This window comes from Furfurilactobacillus curtus, assembly GCF_045862785.1.
GTDB classification, from domain to species: Bacteria; Bacillota; Bacilli; order Lactobacillales; family Lactobacillaceae; genus Furfurilactobacillus; species Furfurilactobacillus curtus.
In genome coordinates this window covers 1-23105 of sequence record NZ_BQXO01000003.1, presented here as the reverse complement: position 1 = coordinate 23105, position 23105 = coordinate 1, and the positions used below count along the sequence as shown (strand labels likewise).

General features: G+C 41.5%; 28 protein-coding genes and 1 rRNA gene. 25 read left to right on the top strand and 4 right to left on the bottom strand.

Annotated elements, in window-relative coordinates; translation table 11 throughout:
• Nucleotides 1-4 precede the first annotated feature (4 nt).
• The 3 genes from ACKTR2_RS05955 to ACKTR2_RS05945 all read left to right on the top strand — a co-directional run bounded on the left by ACKTR2_RS05955 (nucleotide 5) and on the right by ACKTR2_RS05945 (nucleotide 1668).
• Nucleotides 5-502, top strand: a complete 498-nt coding sequence (locus tag ACKTR2_RS05955; RefSeq protein ID WP_407883519.1) for a hypothetical protein — start codon at nucleotides 5-7, stop codon at nucleotides 500-502.
• A gap of 9 nt (nucleotides 503-511) precedes the next feature.
• On the top strand, nucleotides 512-988 hold the full coding sequence (locus ACKTR2_RS05950; protein WP_407883517.1) for a hypothetical protein: 477 nt from the start codon (nucleotides 512-514) through the stop codon (nucleotides 986-988).
• A 125-nt stretch (nucleotides 989-1113) separates the two neighbouring features.
• Complete coding sequence (locus ACKTR2_RS05945; RefSeq protein WP_407883515.1) at nucleotides 1114-1668, top strand: tyrosine-type recombinase/integrase; 555 nt, start codon at nucleotides 1114-1116, stop codon at nucleotides 1666-1668.
• A 41-nt stretch (nucleotides 1669-1709) separates the two neighbouring features.
• On the opposite strand, the gene ACKTR2_RS05940 is transcribed toward ACKTR2_RS05945, so the two are convergent.
• Together ACKTR2_RS05940 and ACKTR2_RS05935 are read right to left on the bottom strand one after the other, a co-directional pair.
• Nucleotides 1710-2222 carry a hypothetical protein gene (locus ACKTR2_RS05940; protein ID WP_407883513.1) on the bottom strand — a complete coding sequence of 171 codons (513 nt, stop codon included), beginning with the start codon at nucleotides 2220-2222 and terminating at the stop codon, nucleotides 1710-1712.
• Nucleotides 2223-2266: 44 nt separating this feature from the next.
• Nucleotides 2267-2716 carry a hypothetical protein gene (locus ACKTR2_RS05935; protein WP_407883511.1) on the bottom strand — a complete coding sequence of 150 codons (450 nt, stop codon included), beginning with the start codon at nucleotides 2714-2716 and terminating at the stop codon, nucleotides 2267-2269.
• 317 nt (nucleotides 2717-3033) lie between these two features.
• Here ACKTR2_RS05935 and ACKTR2_RS05930 point away from each other — a divergent pair, with 317 nt between their 5' ends.
• Entirely contained in the window at nucleotides 3034-3456 is a 423-nt protein-coding gene (locus tag ACKTR2_RS05930; RefSeq protein ID WP_407883509.1) for a helix-turn-helix domain-containing protein, read from the top strand.
• A 45-nt stretch (nucleotides 3457-3501) separates the two neighbouring features.
• Here the strand turns inward: ACKTR2_RS05930 and ACKTR2_RS05925 are convergent, their stop codons facing one another.
• Nucleotides 3502-4386: a DNA-methyltransferase gene (locus ACKTR2_RS05925; RefSeq protein WP_407883507.1), complete on the bottom strand. Its 885-nt coding sequence runs from the start codon at nucleotides 4384-4386 to the stop codon at nucleotides 3502-3504.
• A 57-nt stretch (nucleotides 4387-4443) separates the two neighbouring features.
• Between ACKTR2_RS05925 and ACKTR2_RS05920 the strand changes: the two genes are divergently transcribed.
• From ACKTR2_RS05920 to ACKTR2_RS05840, 17 genes are all read left to right on the top strand, one after another.
• Nucleotides 4444-6159: a hypothetical protein gene (locus ACKTR2_RS05920; protein WP_407883505.1), complete on the top strand. Its 1716-nt coding sequence runs from the start codon at nucleotides 4444-4446 to the stop codon at nucleotides 6157-6159.
• A gap of 132 nt (nucleotides 6160-6291) precedes the next feature.
• Complete coding sequence (locus ACKTR2_RS05915; protein WP_407883503.1) at nucleotides 6292-6717, top strand: hypothetical protein; 426 nt, start codon at nucleotides 6292-6294, stop codon at nucleotides 6715-6717.
• Between the two features lie 362 nt (nucleotides 6718-7079).
• Nucleotides 7080-8366 carry a tyrosine-type recombinase/integrase gene (locus ACKTR2_RS05910; RefSeq protein WP_407883501.1) on the top strand — a complete coding sequence of 429 codons (1287 nt, stop codon included), beginning with the start codon at nucleotides 7080-7082 and terminating at the stop codon, nucleotides 8364-8366.
• 269 nt (nucleotides 8367-8635) lie between these two features.
• Entirely contained in the window at nucleotides 8636-9373 is a 738-nt protein-coding gene (locus ACKTR2_RS05905; protein WP_407883499.1) for a YebC/PmpR family DNA-binding transcriptional regulator, read from the top strand.
• Between the two features lie 112 nt (nucleotides 9374-9485).
• Nucleotides 9486-10475 (top strand): competence type IV pilus ATPase ComGA, encoded by a 990-nt coding sequence (gene comGA, locus ACKTR2_RS05900; RefSeq protein WP_407883497.1) that lies wholly within the window; start codon nucleotides 9486-9488, stop codon nucleotides 10473-10475.
• The gene (locus ACKTR2_RS05895; RefSeq protein ID WP_407883495.1) at nucleotides 10402-11472 is read left to right on the top strand and encodes a type II secretion system F family protein; all 1071 of its coding nucleotides are present in this window, start codon (nucleotides 10402-10404) and stop codon (nucleotides 11470-11472) included. The genes comGA and ACKTR2_RS05895 overlap by 74 nt, the downstream gene beginning before the upstream one ends.
• Nucleotides 11472-11810: a competence type IV pilus major pilin ComGC gene (gene comGC, locus ACKTR2_RS05890; protein ID WP_407883493.1), complete on the top strand. Its 339-nt coding sequence runs from the start codon at nucleotides 11472-11474 to the stop codon at nucleotides 11808-11810. Before ACKTR2_RS05895 ends, comGC begins: the two co-directional genes overlap by 1 nt.
• A gap of 13 nt (nucleotides 11811-11823) precedes the next feature.
• Nucleotides 11824-12228: a hypothetical protein gene (locus ACKTR2_RS05885; protein WP_407883491.1), complete on the top strand. Its 405-nt coding sequence runs from the start codon at nucleotides 11824-11826 to the stop codon at nucleotides 12226-12228.
• Between the two features lie 179 nt (nucleotides 12229-12407).
• Nucleotides 12408-12881: a hypothetical protein gene (locus ACKTR2_RS05880; protein WP_407883489.1), complete on the top strand. Its 474-nt coding sequence runs from the start codon at nucleotides 12408-12410 to the stop codon at nucleotides 12879-12881.
• Nucleotides 12871-13185 (top strand): hypothetical protein, encoded by a 315-nt coding sequence (locus tag ACKTR2_RS05875; protein WP_407883487.1) that lies wholly within the window; start codon nucleotides 12871-12873, stop codon nucleotides 13183-13185. Before ACKTR2_RS05880 ends, ACKTR2_RS05875 begins: the two co-directional genes overlap by 11 nt.
• Before the next feature lie 70 nt (nucleotides 13186-13255).
• Nucleotides 13256-14266, top strand: a complete 1011-nt coding sequence (locus ACKTR2_RS05870) for a class I SAM-dependent methyltransferase (RefSeq protein ID WP_407884019.1) — start codon at nucleotides 13256-13258, stop codon at nucleotides 14264-14266.
• A gap of 37 nt (nucleotides 14267-14303) precedes the next feature.
• Nucleotides 14304-15488 carry an acetate/propionate family kinase gene (locus ACKTR2_RS05865; protein WP_407883485.1) on the top strand — a complete coding sequence of 395 codons (1185 nt, stop codon included), beginning with the start codon at nucleotides 14304-14306 and terminating at the stop codon, nucleotides 15486-15488.
• Nucleotides 15489-15642: 154 nt separating this feature from the next.
• The gene (locus ACKTR2_RS05860) at nucleotides 15643-17037 is read left to right on the top strand and encodes an amino acid permease (protein WP_407883483.1); all 1395 of its coding nucleotides are present in this window, start codon (nucleotides 15643-15645) and stop codon (nucleotides 17035-17037) included.
• A gap of 117 nt (nucleotides 17038-17154) precedes the next feature.
• A complete protein-coding gene (locus ACKTR2_RS05855; protein ID WP_407883482.1) occupies nucleotides 17155-17766 on the top strand; it encodes a metallophosphatase in 612 nt (203 codons plus the stop codon).
• A gap of 91 nt (nucleotides 17767-17857) precedes the next feature.
• Entirely contained in the window at nucleotides 17858-18499 is a 642-nt protein-coding gene (locus tag ACKTR2_RS05850) for a YutD family protein (RefSeq protein ID WP_407883480.1), read from the top strand.
• A complete protein-coding gene (locus ACKTR2_RS05845) occupies nucleotides 18496-19284 on the top strand; it encodes a TIGR01457 family HAD-type hydrolase (RefSeq protein WP_407883478.1) in 789 nt (262 codons plus the stop codon). The genes ACKTR2_RS05850 and ACKTR2_RS05845 overlap by 4 nt, the downstream gene beginning before the upstream one ends.
• A complete protein-coding gene (locus ACKTR2_RS05840; protein ID WP_407883476.1) occupies nucleotides 19266-19916 on the top strand; it encodes a TIGR01906 family membrane protein in 651 nt (216 codons plus the stop codon). The genes ACKTR2_RS05845 and ACKTR2_RS05840 overlap by 19 nt, the downstream gene beginning before the upstream one ends.
• Nucleotides 19917-19983: 67 nt before the next feature.
• Here ACKTR2_RS05840 and ACKTR2_RS05835 read toward each other — a convergent pair whose 3' ends face one another.
• The gene (locus tag ACKTR2_RS05835) at nucleotides 19984-20628 is read right to left on the bottom strand and encodes a VTT domain-containing protein (RefSeq protein ID WP_407883474.1); all 645 of its coding nucleotides are present in this window, start codon (nucleotides 20626-20628) and stop codon (nucleotides 19984-19986) included.
• Nucleotides 20629-20930: 302 nt separating this feature from the next.
• Here ACKTR2_RS05835 and ACKTR2_RS05830 point away from each other — a divergent pair, with 302 nt between their 5' ends.
• The 4 genes from ACKTR2_RS05830 to ACKTR2_RS05815 form a co-directional block, all read left to right on the top strand.
• Nucleotides 20931-21512: a peptidylprolyl isomerase gene (locus ACKTR2_RS05830; protein WP_407883472.1), complete on the top strand. Its 582-nt coding sequence runs from the start codon at nucleotides 20931-20933 to the stop codon at nucleotides 21510-21512.
• Between the two features lie 18 nt (nucleotides 21513-21530).
• A complete protein-coding gene (locus ACKTR2_RS05825) occupies nucleotides 21531-21899 on the top strand; it encodes a CvfD/Ygs/GSP13 family RNA-binding post-transcriptional regulator (RefSeq protein ID WP_407883470.1) in 369 nt (122 codons plus the stop codon).
• A 53-nt stretch (nucleotides 21900-21952) separates the two neighbouring features.
• Nucleotides 21953-22324: a hypothetical protein gene (locus tag ACKTR2_RS05820; RefSeq protein ID WP_407883468.1), complete on the top strand. Its 372-nt coding sequence runs from the start codon at nucleotides 21953-21955 to the stop codon at nucleotides 22322-22324.
• A 325-nt stretch (nucleotides 22325-22649) separates the two neighbouring features.
• Nucleotides 22650-23105 (top strand): 16S ribosomal RNA (locus ACKTR2_RS05815); the annotation flags it as partial.

Below are 23105 nucleotides of genomic sequence, written 5' to 3'. Positions count from 1 at the left end.
AAATATGAATGAAAGGACAGTACGGCTACAGGTCAACAGTATTAAGATTCAGGATCATCTTGTGATCCAGTTAGACGGAAAAATCAATGGTATCACGGCTTATTATGACAAGTTGGATAATGTTAAGCTTTGTAACCCGATCATTGAAGCGGCTATGGAAAACAAGGATGAATACTCACAAAACCTTGCATTACTTGAGCTGAGCTTAGTTTTAAAAGCAATCGAGAACTTCCCTGGTTATGACATTGAGGTTGAGAACCTGCAATTCGGCTCAGGTAATGAACGTGCCATGGACGCCTTAGACCAGATGATCAATGACATTAAGGGGTACACGTTAATGGCCAACTACGTTCCGCAGACCAAATTTGAAACAATCACTTCACAGCGTGCCTTCGATAAAATTCGTGATGGGGTTGATGACTTGCATCGTGTGGAACTAATTCGACCAAAAGAAATCAATGACTTGGAATTGAACTTTGATGATTCAGATCTGCCGTATTGAGGTACTAATATGAAATTTGATGAACTAACTGTAGAAATCAATAATCACGATCATGGTAATGGAACAATCTCTGTTGATGTGACAGCCAAAATTGACACATTGCCAATTTATCACCAGCGGTATGACAATATTAGCGTTGCTGATCCATTTTACGTTAATTTAAACGGCACAGGAAGCGGTTATCACGAGGGAAACGCCGTATTTAATCTTCACGTTTTGCTTCATGCAATCGAAGAGTTAGGCGTTGATCAAACAGATCTAGAAACACTAAACCTCCGATTTGAAGATGAAGACGGAGATACGGTTAAATGTTTACAAAAGTTGGTAAAAGACTGGAATAGCCATACCTATTTTGTGAACCTAAATGAACCATACGAGTTTAAACGTCCTTGGAATAAGGAGCACTATTATGAGTTGATTAAACGGTTTCTGGCGTTTCCAATCAATATGTTGCCAACGGATCGGGGTAAGGAACAGAACGAGTAACAATTTGTATATTTAGTTACATACATAATGCCTGGATAATGGGCTTTAAAAATAAGAGCACAAAAACAGGTAATGTTTTTCCGAAAATATGGGGAAACATTACCTGATTTTGGAAGGAAGGGAGCATGAAAAATCATAAAATCGAACCGATCAGAGATAAAGCACTGTTACAAGAATTTATTGGCCAATTAAGGCAAGGACGCAATGGGAAAAGAAATGCACTTTTATTTAAGTTAGGCATCACTACTGGGTTACGGGTATCTGACCTGATTAAAATTAAGGTGAGCGACGTTGTAGGAAAGAACTCGTTTACTTTAGTTGAACAGAAAACGCATAAATCACGAGTTGTGGACTTAAAAGAAGTACTGAGTGACTTAATTGAGTATTTACCTACGGTTAAGTCAGAATGGTTGTTTCCATCCAGCGTCAATCCCACGAATCACATAGGCACCCATCAGGTCTATGTTTTTATCACGAAAACTGCCGATAACTTAGGCTTAAAGAATATCGCTACACATACCATGAGGAAGACATTTGGCTACTTCTTCTATCGTGACACTAAGGATATTGCAACCCTCATGCGGATCTTAAACCACTCTAGTCAGGCCATCACGCTCCGGTACATTGGGGTTGAGGAAGAGCAGGTTAAGGAGAGTATGGCCAGTTTTCGAATTTTTTAAATAAAAAAGACAGCCAATTTTGACTGTCTGAAGTGGTGAATTTATTTAGTAAACTGATGAATGATTGAGGCATACTTTTTGGCACGTTTAGCGCATGTTGGGGACATTTCCTTAATAGATACGGCAAAAAAGTCTGAGGCTTTTACGCCTGTGTATCCGTCATCCTTAGTTGCTTGGATGATATCTATCAGCAGTTGGATCAAAGTATTGCCAGTAATACCAGTTAACAACTTAAAGTAACTGTGAAGCCAGTCTGAAGCTACTGGATCTAAGATTAAAACATCCATATTTAGACTACCATCTTGAATGGTCTTAAAATAGTCTTGAGAGGTTAATAAATGACAAATGTAGTCTAGTTGAATTGCTGGATTAAAACACTGATCAATATCATCGTCGAATTGATATATTCCAAGGCGGTCAATTCTTTTAATGGTTAGAGAAAACTCGTCAACAAGCGCAATATAATCACTAAATTTGAAAGGTGCTAACCAGGTTGAATCGTTTTCTACAGATGCGAAATTAACTGAATTAAATTGATTTTTTTTAATATTCATAGTTGTTTATCTCCTAAACTAATAATTTGTTATCTACGGTATTTTTATTGAATCTGTTGAATGGCAGTTTCGACTGCGTTAGCGAAGGGTTTAAAGCTGGAAGACATTTGACGATAAGTGACGTTTAAAAAGTCCTTTTGCATATTTTGAATTGTTGGATGAAGGTTATTGTCTTGTAGTATCTGAGCGAGTGATGTAAAAAAAACCTGTGCAGGAAATTCTCGCTTTTTCGGGTAGTTGAAAAGATATTGGAAATAATCTCGTAAATGCTTGAAAGTTTCATAGTCACCAGATTTATCGATGCTTGAGATATCTAGATATTCTGATATCAGCAAAATCTGTGCAACTGGATTATAGATATCTGAAGTCAATTTGAATCCGGCAGCGGTTTTATCAGGTAGTTTGAAAAATGTGTAGAACATGTCACTGAGGTGAATGTAATCGTAGAAGCTGAAGTTAAGGTCCCAAGTAGTAGCATTTTCGTTTGTTGTCATGAGTGTATCTCCATTTCTGTTTAATTTAGCTGCGTACAGCATTAATGTGATAAAAGTTATGAACCGAATAAAGCTAGAATATTTAGTTGTCAATGTACGTGGCAAAGCAACCTTACAAACGGATAATGAATGTTTTGCTAGATGTTAAATCCTTGCTGATGACTATATAATACATCTAGCTTTATTAATTTCAAGCCTTTTTGAATAAAAAGTTTTATTTTTTATTCTAAGTTAAATCATTTTAGAATGTTAAGTCGAATGTTTACACGCCGATATGATTGATAGTACAATGTTTGTAACAGAAAGGAATGTATTCAATGGCAAAAAAAGGAAGCCGATTAAATGAAAAAGAAGCGGCATTTTTTGATGAGCATTTTCGTCCTTCGATGAAGAATCAGCATGTCACGCAGGCCAATTTAGCCGATCAAATTGGAACAACCCGGCCAACAGTGGCTATGTGGATGCAAAATAGATCACGACCATTGAGACCTGCTTTTTTGAAGATCGCCGAAGTACTTGACTGGGATTTATCAGGTGTGTCTAGACAAGAAGACGATCCAGCCCCAGTTGAAGAGCTGCCAGAAAGCAAAACATCTGAGCCAGCACCAGCCTCGGTACCCGAAAAACCAACGATTGTGGACTTGAGACTTAGCTTGATCAGGCAACAAGTTGCCGAGATGGACGAACTACAATTCTTACAACTTCAAGAACACATTGCTGATATTCTGGCTGGTAAGTAAGAAACCCCCAAGTCACAAGCGTGACCTGAGGGTTTTACTGATTGATTAGCTGTGAAGACCTAAGAAGATGGACTTACCACGATTTTTCTTGAACTCGTCCAAGCGTTTTGAACTAGCCTTAAATTGTTTTTCATCCAATTCAAACGCATAGAAATTTCGTCCCAAATCGGTTGCTGTTATTGCCGTAGTACCGGAACCTGAGAATGGATCAAGTAATAAATCTTCTGGGTTCGAGAATCTACGAATAAGGTAAGACCACAAATCAAATGGTTTAGGTGTGGCATGTTTAGCACCGTTATCACCATAAACATATGATTTGTTCTTCGGTCTGGTGGTAACGAACGTGTTATCGATCGTTGTGTTATCAACATAGTTTTCTGCAAGGTTAGCAATCGTTCGTTGGGTTGTGGCAAAAGAGTTCGTGGCGATTAGCGCATACTCTGACCAATATTTTGGATCTAAAGTTGGTTGTGGGTTCGTTTTTGCCCACTCGAAAGTGCTATCGACGATCCATTTATCCTTAATTTTTGGCGATTTTTTGAGCCAGTTGCGCATGATTTGGACATTGGCATACCGATTGAAGACGATCATGGCGCTATCATCTGCCATCTTTGGTTCGATTACTTCCAAGAAGTGTTCGAAGAACTTTTGCTTAAGGATTGAGAGAATGGTTAAGCGCCGGTCAGTTGTGGTGGATTCGTCAGCATATTCAGCTTTGAGGGCAGGATCTGTTTCTAGCAAAATACGTGCGTCATCCCAAGTTTCACCGTTAATACCAGCCGATACATCTTTTTTAGTGGCGGTGTTCAAAAAGTAGGGTGGATCTGTTATCAGCAGATTTACACTCTTGTCGGGAACTTGTTGAATGAGTTTGAATGAATCACCCTCGATAATTCGATTTAGGGCGACTTGTTGAGGCATTTCTGACATTAGGTTACTTCCTTAAGGGACATATTAATTAGGCATAATTTTAACAGGAGTTTGATGATGACGGAAGATTTAAAAAAACGAGCGCACGAAATTTCGGTAAAAATTGAGGCAGATTGGAAAGCTCATTCTCGGCGATTTGACTACCTGTTTGAGTGTGCGGTTCATCGATATCTCGGCTTGAACGCGCAAGAAGCTATGGAATTAACAAAAATATGGCTCGAACATCCCGAACGAAATATTGACGTTGCGATAATGATATCTGACTATGCTGGAACACAAGGTGATCAGCCATTGCGAACATTTGCTCGAGAAAGCTTCGGATGGAATTTATCAGATAAAGATGAACAATTTGAACTATTTGGTGAAGTAGCCGTACGACGAGCAATTTTTGTTAGCCAAAAGCAAAACTTGATTTATCAGCGTAATCTAGCTAATAAATTGGACCTTTCAAATAATTACAGCAGTAATCGATATTTTCGGAAGTTTTCTAATCTTGTTGATAGGCCCATATATGGTCGTTTACTTCTGGCCGATCTTTCAAAATTAGAACCTAAGTATCGAGAGGCCTTAAGCAGCAGAAATTCAGTGGACGAAGAACATTACAAATATTTTTGCAAATTAAGTTATTCCGCGCTTATTTTAAGTGACGACGAGGATGGTAGAGAAACCATCTTACCGTTGCTTAAGCATTTGTTTTTCGATAACGGTAATGAGAAATTTTGGGATTCCTTTAATTGCTCAGATATTGAAGCCTATGCTAAATATTCAATTACAACGGAAAGCTCAATTAAGCAGCTTTTAATTGAAAATTCAATTGAGGACGAGCGTTTACAACTTCCAATAGCTATGTTGTCAGCACAACAAGTGTTGGACAATGATAAAGAAAGACTGAACGCTTATAACAGATCGCTTTGGTACACAACTAGTTTGACGGATCTGGTATCGACTAACTCAATGGTGTTAAATCATGAGCAGCATTTACAACTCCAAGCAATTAACCAGGCTACAACGGAGGCAATACAGTATCTGAATAAGCGAGAGAAGACTAGAGATGATCGAACTGTCAGCGATCTTCCATTTGCTGAGGTTCTTCAACCAGACGTGATGGCAGAGAAGCTAGGCATCACCGCTGGTGACGTGAGAAAGTACAACCTAGTTTTGTTTTATCACTCTGGCATTCAAAACCTCGGGTTAAGTGAGAGCACGATCAAAAGGTTACTGAATGAAAACGGTGAATTAACGCAGACTAAGCAAGCGCAGGTTAAGAAGCGTGATCTGCATAATGGCAAGCTCATCTGGTTAATGTTGCATCCCGAGGAGGGGAAGACTAAATTGGCCAGAGAATTAACTGCGGTAAGAAAATCACTCACTAGCTTTGAATACCTTGACGCGATGAATGAGTATCAGCGTGGTACCTATAAAGTTCAGCAATTGTTTGTGGACTATATGGAATCAGGTGATCGACTGAGTTACAAGATCGAATACCTAAGTCAACTGGACGGCTGGTCAAAAAACTTCATCTACCGGAGCCTCTACCAGTACTGGTTCTATCTATATAAGGAAGCTAAGAATAGCCGATTGAAGTATCTTCGCCAACATGATGACGAAGCAGGGAACTTGTTAGTGGTTAAGCAGGGTAAGCAGGTATTTTCTGATGACGCAGAGGTGGCGTTACGTGAACAAATCGCTAAAGAGGTTTGCCTGATCAAACCGACCTTACTTGATAAAGTGATCGATAATAGTGGGGAGTATAATTCTGGGCGGAAAAAATGAATTAAGTGGCAAAAAGAACTCAATTCGTCTGTAGTTGTGAACTGAAAATGGGCGGTTTTTTACAAGATTTGACTTAAATCTACAACAGAGTTCCAATCACATTACCTATAAATATTAAGGAGTGTGATTGTTATGTCGACCACGAGTGAAATGTTAACTAGAGTTCAAAATATTCTACACGATCCTAAAAATCAGAAAGGCTTAACTCGTCAGGAATTGTGGCAGAAACTGGCCGAAGATAAGGACTTTGTCAAAGTTATGTACAACGCCGAGGGCGATCCACGAGGTGGCTTGTTGTTAGGTATCATTCATCGTGTTAAGGATGGCAAGATCCCAGGCCTAGTGCAGGTTAAGTCAGCTGACGGCCGTAGCTTGATTATGGCTGACGATCGGCCAATGGCGCCATTGGTAAGGCAGTTAGAGGATTTTTTGAAGGCAGCCAGAAACCTTGCTAAACCTCAAAAGATGACGAGCAGCATGGTTAAGTGGTACGAGCAGTATACAGAAGAGATCGGCAGATTACGGAAGCTAGCTGACGAGACGGTTGGTTTTAAGTAATACCAAACGCTATTAATATAGAAGAAAGCGATGACTGCTCATTTTTTGAGCGGTTTTTTTGTGCTCAAATTTGATCAGATGACTGGGATTTGACCGTTTAAAGAGTTACAACACATCAAAATGTGTTGATGGATAAGAACTTCCTGTGCACGAAGAGAAAAGTGTGTAGGCTTAATGTATCGATTAAGGAAAGGGCAGAATCATGGCGAATAAGTAGTGTGGTTAAGGCTTTTAAATGACGAGAAATTATTGAAATAAGAGGTCTGCTTATCTAAAAGCGCTGATAGATAAGAATGACCGGCCAAAGAACTTAAAACTAAGTACGCTAAACATATCAAACGTTAGAAAGGTAGATTGGAATTATGACAAAGCAAAATGCGACAGGTAAGGTAGTAAAGGGAAAAGGCAAGGTTTGGATTGGTAAAACAACTTCGGGCGTATTGAAGCGGGAAGACGGAAGCTTGTTGTTCCGTGTGAAATTTAATGTAAACGGTAAAGCCACTCAATTTGAAGAGGCTGTGTACAATAAGTTGGATAAACGAACAGCTGAGAAAATGTGGAATGACTGGGCTATGCAAGAAAAGGCTAAGGCACAAGAGAATCCCTTTATGGATGAAACCCCAACATTTGCCGAAGTGGTTAAAAATGAGGCAGGGTGGACGAGCTGGCTAGAGGAGGTCTCACGAAGCGAAGATAGCATTAGCCACGTCCGTTCTAAAGCTAAAATGTTGTTGGAAAATGATGACCTTGCAGGATTTGTAAATAAAAAAATCAGCAAGATTTCGCGAGGCGATTGCCAACAAGTGATTAACACGTTAAAAAAATCAGGGCAAACTTATTGGCAATGTCATGCTGTTAGGCAAACGTTATCTTCAATTTTTAGATATGCTGAAGAGCAAGACTTCGTTGAAAATATTCCAAGTAGTCATGTGCGCTTAGAAACCGCAAAGCAAGCCCAAACGAGGAAAAATGATCAGGCAAAGGACTGCTTTTTTGAGGGAGAGCGCGAAAATATTGTCAATTACCTCTTGTCGGATGAAGTAAAGCCAGCTCAGCGGATACTAATTTTAATTGCATTGGCGACGGGGCTACGTCAAGGTGAGTTATTAGGGTTAACTTGGGATGACTTTCATAAGTCGGAAAACGATTATTATCTGACCGTAAAACGGGAGGTGACTATTTCGAAAATGAAGACCAACGCCATTGATGCTAGAGTTAGTATCAATAAATTTACCAAGGCAGGTGATTTACGGTCGGTGCCTCTGTTAGCAGAAGTCGGGAAAATATTAGAGGAGTATCAAAAGACTGCTGATCATACTAAGTGGACGATAAAGGGAGAAGAATATGATTTCATTACGTGTCATGACGGCCGTCCCTATGTCGGAAAGACAGCACATGAATGGTGGCAAGTCATTAATCGGAAATTGATTGAGAAGGGGTTACTAAATCGTGTTCTTACATTTCATAAATTAAGAGCCACTGCCATTACAATGTTGGCTAATGAAACTGAGTTATCTATTTTTGAGGTTTCGGTTATTGCTGGCCATCATAGTGTACAGGTGACTCAAGGTTACTATCTATCTCACGAAGAGGAGCACATGCAAAAGCTGAGTCAAAAGATGAACGGTGTTTTACACAAGGCGTCATAAGGGGAACTTGACCTTTGTAATCAAATGTTTCGTTAAGCGCTGGAATGAAGACTGTCACTATTAAGTTGGTGGCAGTTTTTAGTTTACCGGTTTTGAATAAGCTATTCGAGATCAAATCGAGCTGTTCAAAATGAATCGAGTAATCGATCAATCATGTTTTAGTGTGTTTTAAAACCTAAGTGAAACAATTGAAGCACGGGGCTGCTGGTGGTATAGTTGTAAAGGTTATTTTGACCAAAATAATAATTACCTCAAAGGAGTTGCTGAATATGTCAGGACATTCCAAGTGGCATAACATCCAAGGACGTAAAAACGCCCAGGATGCTAAGCGTGGAAAAATTTTCCAAAAAATCTCACGTGACTTATACCAAGCCGCAAAAGCTGGTGGTGCCGACCCTGACGGCAACGCCCAGTTACGGTTAGTTATGGATAAAGCCAAAGCAGCCAACATGCCAAAAGATGTTGTTAAACGCGCTTTGGATAAAGCCACAGGCGCTGGTGGTCAGAAGTTTGAAGAGATTACCTATGAAGGTTATGGCCCTGGTGGAACAGCAATCATGGTTTCAGCCTTGACCGATAACAAGAACCGGACTGCTTCCGCCATCCGGTCGGCTTTCACTCATCATGGTGGTGCGCTTGGGGCATCTGGCTCTGTAGCATACATGTTCAATCGTCGCGGATACATTGTCATTTTGCGTGATGAATTAGATATCGATGAAGATACTATGTTAATGAGTGTGTTAGATGCTGGTGCTGATGATATGACAACCACTGATGAAGCTTTTGAAATCTATACAGACCCAAGTCAATTGGCTGCAGTTCGTGATGCTTTACAGGAACAGAACTTTGATTTAGATACAGCGGAAATCACGATGATTCCGGAAAACGTCACGACAGTTCCTGCGGACAAAGCCAAACAGTATGAAAACTTAATTGATGAACTTAGTGATAACGATGATGTTGCTGATGTTTACGAAGCAGCGGAAGTCGCTGAACCAGCTGAATAATCGTCATCATTGATAAATTGAGGACGCCAACTTGAAAAAGTTGGTGTTTTTTTTTTTCAAAAAAATATTAACAAGCAATTTGCGTATGTAGTGGTTGAAGGGAGTGAGGAAGATGCAACCAGCAGATCATTTAAACCAAGTCGTGGCGCAGGCAGTTGCCAAAGCCGCAAGTGATATCTATTTATTTCCCAAGGTTGTTGGATATGAATTAATTATTCACACAGCTTCAGGAATTGTGAAGTTAACTGATTTGTCTACAGAACGAGCCCAGCAATTGATTGCTTACATTAAATATGAAGCAAACATGGTGATTAGCGATCATCGACGCCCACAGTTAGGCGCCCTGACTTATCGAGTCGGACAACGGGAGTTACATTTGCGGTTGTCAACAGTTGGTGACTTTCAAGATCATGAGTCAATGGTTATCCGGATTATCTACCCATTAGCAAGCTTCCAGAAGCACGTGACAACGACCGATCAGTGGCGATTCCTAACTAATTTGGCAACCCGGCGTGGTCTGATGGTATTTAGTGGACCGACCGGCTCGGGTAAAACAACATCACTTTACCGGTTAGCTCGTCAGTTCAGCGAAGAGTCGGTGATTTTATCCATTGAAGATCCGGTGGAAATTCATGAATCATCCTTTTTACAATTACAGATTAATGAGTTAGCTGGCATGGATTACAACGCTTTATTGAAATTAGCCCTTCGCCATCGACCGGATGTCCTACTTATTGGCGAAATTCGCGATGAACAAACAGCCAAAGTTGCTTTACAGGCGGCGCTCAGTGGGCATCTCGTGCTCTCAACGGTTCACGCGCAAAATGTTTTGGGTGTTGTAAGTCGCTTAGAACAGTTGGGCGTGAGCAATCAGGATCTAGAACAGGCGCTAACAGCGGTGTGCTATCAGCGATTAGTACCTGGTATTCAACAACCATTGGTAATTTATGACTGGTTAAGTAATGATGAATTATTTGGTGAACAACGATCTAAAATTCGCTGGCATCAACAAATGACCGGGAGGTGGCATGATGCGCTCAATCAATCAGTCTTTAATGGTCAAGTTGCACCTAACGTGGCCGAAGCATTTCGAGCAGGTTGATCAGAAAAAAATCAGCCGATTGCATACTGCTCAGGCTGCTCAATTCTTTAGCTTGATGGCAGACGTGTTAGCTGTGGGATTCTCATTACGAGAAGGGCTAAACTTTGCACGGATCATGCTCCCTAGATTAGGTAAGCAACTAACGTGGTTACAAAAGCGACTTAGTTCGGGGGAAGCCTTCGCGGCGGCCATCAAACCATTGGTTGACGTAGATGTTTATTATCAAATTAAAATTGCGGAGGAAAATGGGGCGTTAACAGAAGTAATGACTAATCTAGGCAATTACCTGGCTTTACGATCTCAGCAACAGCAAAAGATTCGGTTAGCGCTTCGTTATCCGCTATTTATTTTATTGGGATTAGGAATTTTGCTGATTGGCGTTAAAGAAGCGTTGTTACCGGAACTACAGGCTTTAAATCCACAATTGGTGCTCCGCTCACCATGGATGATGCCAATGTTATGGCTACTGATTGCCTTAATTATTGGATTGATTTTAGTTAGTGTTTGGGTATTGCGCCAACCCCGATTACGACGTTTGGAGATAGGGGCACATGTGCCAGTGATCGGTCCTGTCTTACAGTTGTATTGGCATTATTATCTTTCAATGAATCTAGGTCTGTTAATGGGAAGCGGTTTACAAACACGGGATGTTTTGCAGCTTCTGCTATCTTACCAACAACAATCAGTCTTACAACAATTGGCGGCGAAGCTAGATAAGCACCTTCGCACGGGGGCGGAACTTAATCGATTTGTGGATCAGCACCACTTCTTGCCTAATTCTTTCAAAATATTTTTCAGTAAAGGGTTGACCAGCGCACAGTTAGCTAAGGATTTACAAGCGGATGCTATGCTAACCTATCAGCGTTTATTTCGGAAAATTGAAAGTATGATTGGATTAATTCAACCCATTTTGTTTGCCGTTATTGGGTTAGCCATTGTCGGATTGTATTTAAGTTTGCTTTTGCCGATGTATCAAACAATTGGAGGACTATCATAATGAAATTCTTTTTTAAAGCGCCGAGTCACTTGCACTTTAATCGGGCACGGTCAGGCTTCACCTTGATTGAAATGGCCGTAGTCTTATTTATTATCTCGCTGTTAATTCTAATTATTTTGCCCAATATCACTGATTCACGACGAAGCGCGACAAAAACTCATGGGCAGGCATTAACTCAAGTGGTTCAAACACAAGTTGATCTCTATCAAAACGATCATGGAGATCAAACAGTGACCTTTGATGAACTACAAACCGGTAAATACTTAACTGGAAGGCAAATTGATAAGGCGAAGGCTGAAGGAATTGAAATTAAAGATAATGTCGTGGGACAAAAATAGAAGCGGTTTTACCTTGGTTGAAACGCTAGTTGTCTTATCAGTGACGCTTTTAATTGTGGGCTTTGGCATGCTGAAGTTTCACACAAGCCGACAAATTCAAACGGAACGCACGTTTATTAGTGCGACTTTAGCACTAGTTGAGCGAGCAAAATCCCAAGCAACTCGGCGTGAAGTCACGGTTATAATATCTTTTGATAAGCACTTTGTTTGGTACAGAGAAGGTGCTAAAACACCTGTAGCCAAGCTAGTTATCCCGCAAACATTACAATTAATTCAGGGGCGGCGAATTGTTTTGGCCGGATCAAGAATGGTTACACCGACGTCGTTAATTTTTCTGTCAACACGCCGGATTGAGTATACATTAAAACCACAGTTAGGGTGGGGAGTTATTCATGTTACAGAAACGGCAGTCTCATAGAACTGGTTTTATGCTGATGGATTCGTTATGTGCGCTAACGATTGCAACTTTGTGTTGCTTATTCGTTGCTGAAACAAATTATATGATGAGCCAACGATTACGCGAATTGGAGCGTGAGGAGCAGACAACTAAATCAGATTACGAAAAAAGTAGTCATCGATGGGGGATGATTTTGAGTCATGAGACGACATCTGCAAGGCTTTACTTTGATCGAAACACTGTGGGCACTGGCGATCGGAATTTTGGTCTTCTTCACCGTCGCGCTCACTGCCCAACAGCTGACACGTGATTTTGAGCGGCCCTTACAAGTTCGTGAACAATTGGACAACGCTTTGATCCATTTAACCAGTCCGACTAGCCAATTTAAATATCTCAGCGGGGACAAACACACAGTTGAACTAGCCGGCAATGATCGTTCTGGCCGCCGTCATGAATATGTATTGGCAGAAAAGCATGGCCAATTATTGCTGACAACATTGAATGGTGGTTATATGCCATTGGCAGAGCTGGTTTCTCAAGTGAAATTTAATTATGAAAAAAACAGTCAGTGTTTATCCCTTCTGGTGACATTTGCCAGAGGACCAAAACACCCACAAGGACAGCAAGTGACCGGAGTGATTTCTTTACCGATGGAAGATACGCATGGAAAATAAATCTCGATCCGGGTTCATTTTGCCCTCTTCAATTTTTTTAATGGTACTAGCGGTGGGATTGATACTGCTACATATTCACGCCTACGAGGCTTCAGCCCAAGCGTTGCGTAGTAATATTTATTATTGGCAAATTCAGACAATCACAAATGAAGTAAACGAGGTACATTACTATCGACCAGAGCAAAAGACTTTTGTGTTTAAAAACGGTCGAGCAACGTTAACTAATTCACAAATAAGCATCGTTTTAAATGGGGGTCAAACCGCGTCACGCCAAGTTTGGCAGCGCAAACAAGCCTTGAAATAATGCTCAATAATCGGTATCCTTAGTAAGGACAAGAATAATTAGTGAGCGGTATAGAAAGCAGGTGGTTGCACTGGCACAAACAGATGTAGAAACGCTGTTTCATCGGCTTGATCAAGCAACGTTGCTGCTTCAACAACAGTTATCAACCAGTTATTTAGATGCATTGATTGAAGTTGGTGACGATTTAATCGATGGTGGCCAAGTTCGTGTGGAAGAGGGCCGGCCTGACGTCACTGCGACGGCGGAATTGACGAAGCTTTATCAGGGAATTCAACCTCTGTTGGTAGACGCTGAGACGACGCGACGTGGCTTGCAGTTGGCTTTGCTGAAGGATATTGAAACAGACGCGATTGATGCGAATCATCAACTCACACCTGATAGTATTGGTTTCTTAGTGACCTATCTAGCTAACCAATTAATGCGACAAACGCAAATGTCGGTGTTAGACCCAGCGGTTGGAACTGGCAATCTTTTAACAACGGTGATCAACCAGTTGAGTCAAGTGGACGACGTTCAGATTCAGGGTTTTGGTGTAGACAATGATGACTCGATGCTAGCTATGGCAAACGTCATGAGCACTTTACAACATCGTGATATCCAATTATTCCATCAAGATGCATTGGATCCCTTGGTCATGCCAAAGATGGATTTAGTCGTCAGTGATTTACCAGTTGGCTATTATCCACGTGATGACCAGGCCACTCATTTTAAGACAGCAGCTCAACAAGGACACTCATATGTCCATCATTTATTGCTGGAACAGTCGATTAATCAATTAGTTGCCGGTGGATGGGGAATCTTCTTAGTGCCGAGTCAGTTGTTTACTTCAAATGAAGCACCTAGTTTGGTGAGTTGGATACAAAGTCAGGCTCATTTGCAAGGAATTTTAAATTTACCAAGTGAACTTTTTCAAAATAAACAAGCGCAAAAGGCCATTTTGCTGTTGCAAAAACATGGTGGTTCGGCCAAACAGGCGGGCCAGGTGCTGCTTGGTGAATTTCCTTCATTGAAAGATGCTCAAGCCGTGGCAGATTTTACTAATCAAATTGATGAGTGGGTCGTCACTAACGTTTCACAGTAGCCGACACGAATGTTTGAATTTAAAGGAGAATGTATTTATGGCAAAGACAATCGCAGTTAACGCAGGAAGTTCGACCTTAAAGTTTCAGCTCTTTGATATGCCTTCAGAGAAAGTGATTGCTAAAGGGTTAGTAGATCGAATTGGTTTAGCCGAAGGTTCTTTCACAATTTCGTATGGAGATGGGGAACACTTTAAGCTAGAACAGCCATTTAAGGATCACAAGGTAGCAATTAGTATTCTGCTGAAGGAGCTCATCGATCTAAAGATTATTGATAGCTTTGATGAGATTACGGGGGTTGGTCACCGAGTTGTTGCTGGGGGTGAGTTCTTTAAGGACTCTGTCGTTATCAACGATGATGTTTTAGCTAAAATCGACTCATTAGCAGAATATGCCCCGTTGCATAACCCAGCCAATGCAACGGGAATTCGGGCGTTTAGAGAAGTCCTACCTGACGCAACGGCTGTTGCAGTCTTTGATACTTCCTTCCATACGACCATGCCAGAAGAAAACTATCTGTATTCAATTCCTTATGAATACTATGAAAAATTTGGTGCTCGCCGTTATGGTGCTCACGGAACCAGTCACCGGTATGTTTCGCATCGTGCTGCGGAAATTCTGGGTCAACCATTAGATCAAATGAAAATCATTACGTTACATTTGGGAGCAGGGGCTTCAATTGCAGCTATTGAAAACGGTAAATCGATTGATACGTCAATGGGCTTTACGCCATTGGCTGGGATCACGATGGCAACTCGTTCTGGGGACATCGATGTCTCACTTGTCACGTTCCTCCAACAAAAGCTTGGTGTAACAAATCCAGAAGCAATGATAGATATGTTAAACAAGAAGTCGGGTCTCTTAGGGATTTCCGGTATCTCAGGTGACATGCGGGATCTAGAAAATAGTGATGAGCATCGAGCAAAGTTGGCGATTGAAATCTTTATTAACCGTATCGTTAAGTACGTAGGCTCGTACATCGCAGAAATGGGCGGGGTAGACGCTTTAGTCTTTACCGCTGGAATTGGTGAAAACGCACCAGAAATTCGGGCTGCTATCACAGATGCCTTTAACTTCATGGGCATTAAGATTGATGCTGAGCGTAATAATGTTCGTGGCAAAGAAACCGTTATTTCAACGGATGATTCAACTGCCAAGGTCGTATTGGTACCAACAGATGAAGAATTGATGATTGCGCGTGATGTAGAGCGATTGTCCAAATAGTGGCTACGCAAAAGGCTGATCATAAGTGATCAGCCTTTTTTGAGCCTTAGAGTGAATTTATTTCATCGATGTCGTGAAATGTTTTCGTTTGTTCATCTAAACTGATACCGTTATAATTAATTTCATTAGTTAAATGGAGAAAGTAGGTACATGAATGGCAGAAAATCAGGAGACAACCCAACAATTGTCACGAGCGTTAAAGAGTCGCCACGTACAATTGATCGCAATTGGAGGGACGATCGGAACCGGACTTTTCTTGGGGGCCGGCGAATCAATTCATCTCGCGGGGCCAGCCATCCTTCTGGTTTACACTTTGACCGGACTAATGTGTTTTTTCTTGATGCGGGCATTGGGTGAATTACTCATGTCGGACCTTTCGCAACATTCATTTATTGATTTTATTGATCGGTACATTGGTGAACGAATGGGATTTGTAGTGGGATGGACGTATTGGGTTTCATGGATCACGATTGCCATGGCTGAAATCACCGCAGCTGGCTTATATTTTAAATTCTGGTTTCCTAGTGTGCCTCAATGGGTTCCGGGATTTGTGATACTGATCGTTTTACTGGGATTAAATTTAATTACTGTTGAGGCCTTTGGAGAGACTGAATTTTGGTTTGCAATCATCAAGATTGCGGCCATTGTGGCATTAATCGGTATTGGATTAGTCATGGTATTCTTATCGGTTAAGACGCCAGCTGGACACGCTTCATTTGCAAATTTGGTTCGTAACGGTGGTTTCTTTGCCAAAGGAGCCAAGGGATTTATGTTGTCGTTTCAAATGGTGGTTTTTGCGTTCGTGGGAATTGAAATGGTTGGGTTGACGGCCTCAGAGACGGCCAACCCACGTGAAGTGATTCCAAAGGCCATTAATGATATTCCAATGCGAATTATTATTTTTTACGTGGGCGCGTTATTAGTGATTATGAGTATCTATCCTTGGTCGGCTGTTTCACCTGACAGTAGTCCCTTTGTACAGGTTTTTCAAAATGTGGGGATTAAAGCAGCTGCCGGGATTATCAATTTTGTGGTCCTCACTGCGGCAGCGTCTGCTTGTAATAGTTCGTTGTTTACAACTGGACGAATGCTTTACTCATTAACCTTCGACGGAACCAGTCGCTTCTCAAAGCGGATGAGTCGTTTATCAAAGCACCAGGTTCCGGCAAATGCACTACGTTTCTCTACGTTAGTTATCGCGGCAGCTGTTGTGTTGAATTTACTATTTCCTGCCGGCGTCTTTACCTTAATTTCAAGTATTGCAACGACTTGTTTTTTGTTTATCTGGAGCATGATCATGGTCGCTCACTTGCGTTATCGTAAAGAACTTAAGCAACGCCAACAATCAGTTGCGGCATTTCACTTAATTGGTGCGCCGTTCACAGATTACTTAGTCATTGGTTTTCTCGTATTCGTTGCCATTGTGATGCTTTTTAAATTTGAGACACTGGTCGCTTTAGTTGGCGCCGGTATGTGGTTGATCGCTTTGTACATTTTTCACCGACTTTCAAGAAAGTCCACGACAGTCATTTCGTCAAAGAATGAGTAATGAAATTTTGAAACACATGAGTGAACGTCTGACTCCAACTGGGGGCAGACGTTTTTTACAGTAAGGTTTTTGGTGGATGTGGTACAATTGTTACCATTAATGATAGGGGGCATAGCTGTGCGTTATTTTACGTCAGATACGCATTTTTTTCATAAACAGTTATTGGGCCAAAATGATTTTGCACCCCGGCCATTCTTGACTGTCGAGCAGATGAATGAAACGATTATCGAAAATTGGAATTCGGTGGTCACTGATCGAGATACAGTTTATCATCTTGGCGATATTGCGATGTATTTTACACGACCAGCCAGTGTCTCTTGGAACGCCGTAAATGAAGTGTTGCACCGACTAAATGGTCATTTGGTTTTGATTAAAGGCAACCATGATAATCGAGATTTATTTAAGTATTTGGCTGCCCATAATGAACCGTTAGAAGATGGTGAGCCCAAATTTCAGTTTCATGATGTGGGTGTGTATTTAAAATACGATCATCGCCAGTATTATTTGACACATTATCCATTTTCATTAGGAATTGTTGGCAATATCATTAATCTGCATGGGCATATCCACCACTATGCGATGCCGGCCAAAGAGAATATTAATGTTGGAGTGGATACTCCTGAAACAGCCTATTTAGATCATGAAGTTCCATTTGGACGTCCTTTTTCTTTTGCAGAAATTGAGCAGATGATCAACGGTAAGGCTGATGACTATCACAAACGGCGCTGACAAAGCGCATTACTAACAAAGAAGGTGTTTTATTATCGATCGCGAGCACATTGCCCAATTAGCCCAAGAGGCCGCAGTTAAACGCGCGGCAATGTTTAATGTCGTGCGAGAAAATGATGCGCAGTTTTTCATTAATGGGCATCCATACGAATTAGTTTACGATTTTCACCAAGCGTTCGATGTTCATCAATTTGCTGATCGGTACAGTACTGTGCTCAGCAAATATGATTTTATCGTTGGCGATATTGGTTTTGAACAGTTACGACTGAAAGGGTTCTACGCTGCTGATGCACCGCAAGTTCCTGTCAGTCAGACCATCACTGCATTGAATGATTACTTATATGAATATTGCAATTTTGGTTGTGCATATTTTGTTTTGCATAATTTAGATGTTGAAATTGATCAACAAGATCAACCACAAAAGGTTGATCGTCATCGTTCTCGGCACGCTTCTCGTCAGCGACGGCGCGAGGCTAGTTCAAACCAGCAGGTGGAGACTAACAATGGTAATCACCGGTCAACGCATTCTCAATCGGGAAATCAAGCAGTGTCGCATCATTCAAAAAATAACCGACCTCAATCGACGTTGGGGAATGATCGAACCACAGCGGCGGATAAACGGTCGTCGGTTAGGTCTGGATCAGAACAGCCACAGCGAACCGCTCATCGTAAAACACGGCGCCACTTTACTATCCGTCAAAAGGGTACGTCAGAATCAGGTACGTCCTCATGAGCGTTTATGACGGCTATTTAATTGATTTAGATGGCACAATTTATCAAGGTTCGCGTGAAATTCCTTCTGCGCAAAAATTTATGGCTCAGTTAATTGAAAGTGGGCGACCATACTTATTCGTGACGAATAATTCCACGCGTAGTCCTGAAGCAGTTGCTAGCAATTTGCGACAACATCACCATATTAAAACGACGGCTGACCATGTTTACACAACAGCACTGGCAACTGCTGATTACCTTCATGAGCAAGCAAACGGTCAAAAACGATCAGTGTACATGATTGGTGAGGCAGGATTAGCTAGTGCATTGCGGGATGCTGGCTTCGTGATCGTGACCGATGCTGCGTCACATCCAGATTTTGTGGTCGTGGGCTTAGATCGGGAAGTTACTTATGAGAAATTTGTACAGGCAGTTTTGGCCATTCAAAATGGTGCCACTTTCATCGCCACTAATCTAGATACAAATATTCCGAATCAACGAGGGATGTTACCGGGAGCTGGAGCAGTCGTTGATTTTGTGCGATATGCGACGGGGATTACCCCCATCTCCATTGGAAAACCGGCTGAAATTATCATGTTGTCAGCTCTGCGGCGCCTGCAATTAGGCACTGACCAAGTGGTCATGGTCGGTGACAACCTGCACACAGATATTTTGGCTGCTCAACAAGCTCATATGGCATCAATTTTAACGTTGACGGGGCTATCACAACGTTCAGATGTCAAGGAAAGTGGTATTATGCCGACGCATATTGTGGAGGACTTAACTAAATGGCGGATCGAAGGGTGATTTTGGCTAGGCTAACGCATTTTGGTCGTTACCTTGCCGGGTGGTTGTTTATTCTAACCAGTGCTATTTGGCTGACAGTGCATGCCGTGTGGCTATACCAGTTGACATTGAGAACGACAAATGTGCTGCAACAGGTCAATTTAAGTCGAGCAACGATGATGCATAATTATCGATATTTATTGGCTTACCTTGATTTTCCGTGGGTGACCAAGTTAGCATTGCCGAATTTTTCTGATTCTAAGGCAGGGCTTCAACACTTTGCTGATGTAAAGCATTTATTGATGTTGAACAATGTTGTGTTGATTATCACTTTGTTTATTACTGTCTGGGGATTGTGGCGCTTGCTCAAGCAACATCGATTGTGGGAATTGCAATTACCAATGCAAATTGCATTGCCAATTGCGCCAATTCTGGCATTAATCATGAGTATGAATTTCAATCAATTTTTTATTACGTTTCATGAAGTCCTATTTCGTAATGATGATTGGTTATTTGACCCTAACCGCGATCCAATTATTGATGCATTGCCGAGCAGTTTTTTCCTTAACTGTTTTGTTCTTTTTTTCATTATTTTTGAAGGTTGGTTAATCCTCGGCTGGTTAGTGGGACGTCAGGCAGTAAAGGCTATTTAAAAAACGTTTGTCCATTTTGTGGGCAAACGTTTTTTATGACTGAAGATTCAATTGGTGATGATGTTACTTACGATGCTTTGGTAAATTTACCATGCAAGTAGCCGATAATTGCGGGAATTAAAGAAATGCCGATGATACCAAGGACGACGATTGAAAAGTGTTCTTTGACAAACGGAATGTTGCCAAAGAAGTAGCCACCAGCACAGCATAAGGCGACCCACGCGAAACAACCAATTAGAGAATAACGAATGAATCGGCGATAAGGCATGCGGCTACCGGCTGCAACAAAGGGCGCAAAGGTACGAATGATCGGCATAAAACGGGCTAAAATGATGGCCATCGCACCATGCTTATTAAAGAAAACTTCGGATCGTTCAAGTGAGTCCTTTTGAATTAATTTGCCGAATAGTGAATGATTAGTCAAGGCTTGACCAACAGTGCGGCCAATTAAAAAATTGAGTGAGTCACCACCGATACAGGCGACTAAGAACAAGATAACAAAGGTCCAGATGTTCAGATGATACAAGGGATTAGCAGTTAAAGCGCTAGCAGCGAAAAGTAATGAGTCACCTGGCAGGAATGGAAAGATGACCGGACCGGTCTCAACAAAGATGATGGCGAATAAAATGAGGTAAGTCCAGTCACCGAAGTTGTTGACCAAGCTGACTAAATGCGCATCGATATGTAGGACAAAGTCAATGAGCGTTGACATAATGTTTCCTTTCAAAATGAAGTAGTCTAATTAATTTGGTGCCCTGATCAGTCAAGGCGATGGTGATACTATAGCAGAGATCGGCAGGTCACAAAATAGTGGGTGCAGGTTTAGTGGTAAATTTAATTAATTTCTTGAGAATTTGTTGTTGCCCCAGCGATTGACGAGTTTGATTGCATCATGGCGATGGGTTGTTTACAATAAGACAGACTTATAAATCATAGTTGATCAACTAAGTGGCTAAACGATTTTTGGCTGATAATAAACGTTAAAACTAGAATAAATAAAGGATGGCATAAGCGATGTATCCACAAATTGAAATTGGATTGGCAAGTGGTCCACAGGTGAATTTGACAACAACAATGGGAGAAATTAGTGTACAACTGTTTGAGGACTTAGCTCCGAAGACAGTTGCGAATTTTATCGGTTTGGCAGAATCTGGCTATTATGATGGCGTCAGTTTTCATCGCGTAATCGCTGATTTCATGGTTCAAGGTGGCGACCCGACAGGTAGTGGGGCTGGCGGTGAAAGTATTTACGGTGAGTCATTCGAAGATGAATTCTCGGATCGGTTGTTTAATTTTCGTGGTGCACTGTCGATGGCAAACGCCGGGCCAAATACGAACGGTAGTCAATTCTTCTTTGTCCAAGCGACAAGGGTTCCAGAAGATATGTTGGCTGATTTGAGTGAATCCGGTGTGGATCAAGCAGTTATTGATAAATATCGTCAAGGCGGTACGCCGTGGTTAGATGGACACCATACTGTTTTCGGGCAAATCACAGCAGGCATGAATGTATTGGATGAAATTGCAGCAGTACCAACAAACTATGAGGATCGTCCAGAAACGCCAATTCTGATCGACCACATCACAGTCACCAAGTGAGTTGAGGGGGCGGATGATGTGGATTATCGAATTGGCCAGATTGTTGATGGTGTTGTGACTGGCATCCAGCCTTATGGTGCTTTTGTCAGTCTTGATAATGAGCACCAAGGTTTGATTCATATTTCAGAGACACATTTTGGCTATGTGAAGGATTTGCATGATTACCTCACAGTTGGTCAAACTGTTAGAACTAAAATTCTTGACATCGATGAATATTCTCATAAAATCAGTTTGTCGCTTCGCTGTCTGGCGAAAACTGGGGAACCACATCAATCCGGTGGTTCAATCCATAAGCATTATTGGACAGATCGAAGTGTTCAAACGGGTTTTTCACCGATTGCCAGTGCAATGGGCGAGTGGTTGGATGAGGCTAACCGACGCTTTTGAAATTTCTTCTTAAATTAACTACTAAATGTACACCAATCCAGCGAGGAATTATGATGAAACAAGTTGCAGGAACAATTTTAATGACTGATGGAGAAAACACACAGTTTTTAGTTACTAGGGATGATAAGACTGGCACGTATCAATTTTTTAAAACACCAGTGGTGGCGGATAAAACGGCATTAGCCAGTATTCTAGAGCAAATGAGAGATCTCTTATCTATCGAGTTGAATGACTTAAGACTAAGCGAGCTGACGACTTGTGAAGTTAACCATGAAGATATTTCACTGTTTGTTTTTGATCACTTAGTCATCTCGCCTGAATTGCAAGATCGAGTGACTAAAGCCGGTTTATCATTTGTTGATGGTAGTCAGCTGCATGACTTATTTCATGATGTTAAGATTGATGCGGCCCCAGTTTTTGACTAATTTGCAACTTTTTTCAATTTGGGGCTTGACCGTTTTTACGGAGATTGATATAGTATTACTTGCTTTTACGAATGTTGATGCAGCAGCCATTTGAACGATTTAGTCAATTAAAAAGTTCCTCAAATTCTAATTGACATGATATTGCTTAAATGATATTATCTAATAGTTGTCTTGCGACAGCAAAGTAGATCTTTGAAAACTGAACAACGTTTCGACGAATCAAATGTGTAGGGTCTTTGAACTTCGGTTCAAAGCAATACAAATTGTGAAGTCAATTCACTTTATAACCAAGTAACAAAAACAAGAGCTATTTCAAATAACTCATTAATTTGAGAGTTTGATCCTGGCTCAGGATGAACGCTGGCGGCGTGCCTAATACATGCAAGTCGAACGCGCTTTGGTTCTAGATTGACGGTGCTTGCACTAGATTGAAAGAACAATGAAGCGAGTGGCGAACGGGTGAGTAACACGTGGGTAACTTGCCCTGAAGTGGGGGATAACATTTGGAAACAGATGCTAATACCGCATAACAACGAAAACCACATGGTTTTCGCTTGAAAGATGGTTTCGGCTATCACTTCAGGCTGGACCCGCGNTGCATTAGCTAGTTGGTAAGGTAACGGCTTACCAAGGCGATGATGCATAGCCGAGCTGAGAGGCTGATCGCCCACATTGGGACTGAGACACGGCCCAGACTCCTACGGGAGGCAGCAGTAGGGAATCTTCCACAATGGGCGAAAGCCTGATGGAGCAACGCCGCGTGAGTGAAGAAGGGTTTCGG